This is a genomic window from Microbispora sp. NPDC049125 (assembly GCF_040802045.1).
In the GTDB taxonomy this organism is placed as follows: domain Bacteria; phylum Actinomycetota; class Actinomycetes; order Streptosporangiales; family Streptosporangiaceae; genus Microbispora.
Map to the genome: position 1 here is coordinate 1 of NZ_JBEZDW010000105.1, position 2,076 is coordinate 2,076.

The 2,076-nt window shown below is 65.8% G+C and carries 1 protein-coding gene; it reads right to left on the reverse strand.

The features are described 5' to 3' along the window. The coding region (locus AB0B72_RS40150; RefSeq protein ID WP_367745051.1) for a GH25 family lysozyme at positions 1-1,688 on the reverse strand (1,688 nt) is incomplete at its 3' end. Positions 1,689-2,076 lie beyond the last annotated feature (388 nt).

Genomic DNA, 2,076 nt, shown 5'->3' on the forward strand with positions numbered 1-2,076 from the left:
TCCTGGAGATGACCACCGGAGGCGTTGACGGTGAAAACGCTGGTGTACCCCTCATGCACCACCACAGCGGGTGTGCCCGTCACGGCCGGAGTGCCGGCGGTGCCACTGATGTCCTGGGTGTACCAAGCGGAGCCGATCTTGGGGAGGTAGGTCTCCTGGAGATGACCACCGGAGGCGTTGACGGTGAAAACGCTGGTGTACCCCTCATGCACCACCACGGCGGGTGTCACATCGGCCGAAGCCGGAGTGCCGGCGGTGCCACTGATGTCCTGCGTGTACCACGCCGAACCGATCTTCGGCAGATACGTCTCCTGAAGATGACCACCGGAGGCGTTGACGGTGAAAACGCTGGTGTACCCCTCATGCACCACCACGGCGGGTGTCACATCGGCCGAGGCCGGAGTGCCGGCCGTGCCACTGATGTCCTGGGTGTACCAGGCGGAGCCGATCTTGGGGAGGTAGGTCTCCTGGAGATGGCCGTCGGCGGCGTTGACGGTGAAGACGCTGGTGTACCCCTCATGCACCACCACGGCGGGTGTCACATCGGCCGAGGCCGGAGTACCGGCGGTGCTGCTGAGGTCCTGGGTGTACCAGGCGGAGCCAATCTTGGGGAGGTAGGTCTCCTGGAGATGGCCGTCGGAGGCGTTGACGGTGAAAACGCTGGTGTACCCCTCATGCACGATCGCCACCGGCTTCGTCGCCGACGCCGGGATGCCGGCCCCGCTGCTCAGGTCCTGGGTGTACCAGGACGAGCCGATCTTCGGCAGATACGCCTCCTGAATATGACCGTCACCGGCACTACGCGTGAACATGCTGACGAAACCCTCATGCACCACCGCCGGACTACCGGACACGGGTGATGGCGTACTCGCACCTGATCCACGGGCGAATGCGGCGAGGTCGTCGGCGCTGCCGTTGAAGACGGTCGGCGAGCCGGGCAGAGTGCTGGATGAGCCGGCGTACTGCCAGGCGGTGGGGCGGGACCATCCGGCCGGGAGAGTGCCGGGGGAGTCGCCGTAGCGGGCGGTCTCCAGCGGGTTGGCTGAGAAGGATGTGTTGTTGCCGGTGCAGTTGTTCCACCAGTTGGCATTGGTGTAGATGGCGGCCTCGCGCCCGGTCCGTGCCTTGACCTCGTTGACGAAGTCGCGGATCCAGGTGACCATCTGGCTGGGTGTCAGTCCGTAGCACGGATAGACAGGCGCGCTGGTGGTCCACCACGGCCATTCGATGTCCAGCTGGAGGGGCAGGGTCTTGCCGTCGTTGACGTACTGCGCGTGGTCGATGAGGAAGTCGGCCTGGGCCCTGCCGGTGTTGACGCCCTTGTCGGGGCGGCCGAAAGCATAGGCGCCGATGTAGACGCCGTTGTCCTTGGCGCCGTGGTAATTGGCGTTGAACTGGCCGTCGACGAAGTCGAGTCCTTCGGTGGCCTTGGCCCACCCGAACTTGACGCCCTTGGCGGCAGTCTGGCTCCAGTTGATGGTGCCGTCGTGATTGGACACGTCGGTGCCGCCGACCGAGTAGCCGGACGGAACGGCGGCCGCCGGAGCGGCGGTCACTGCGACCATGACGGCGGCCGCCACACCGACGGCAGTCGAGCGGAAAGCGGCCGTCACGGGCGCACCGCGGCCCTTACGCCGGTGGCTGTCGAACAGCCGAGAGGTATTGACGACCCGAAGTCGCCCCAGCATTTTACGCATGATGTCAGGTCCTAGTTATTCGATGGCACGATGAAGTGAATGCCTGCCGATACGAAGGTGAGCGTCCCTGTGGTTCGGCGCGTCCGAACGCCGTCACCCGCATATGTCGGTGATCCTCCGGCGACCGCCGTGGCGAGATGCCGGCCGTTCCGCGCGCGGTCTTGTCAGCCCCTGTACCGACACGCCGGAAGGGATGCCGCACCGGGGTCGCGGTGCGGCATCGCCGTTGTCAGGAGGTGGCGGGCAGGGCGCCGCTGCTGAGGTCCTGGGTGTACCAGGCGGAACCGATCTTCGGCAGGTAGGTCTCCTGGAGATGACCACCGGAGGCGTTGACGGTGAAAACGCTGGTGAAGCCGTCGTGGTAGAGAGCGGTGGGTGC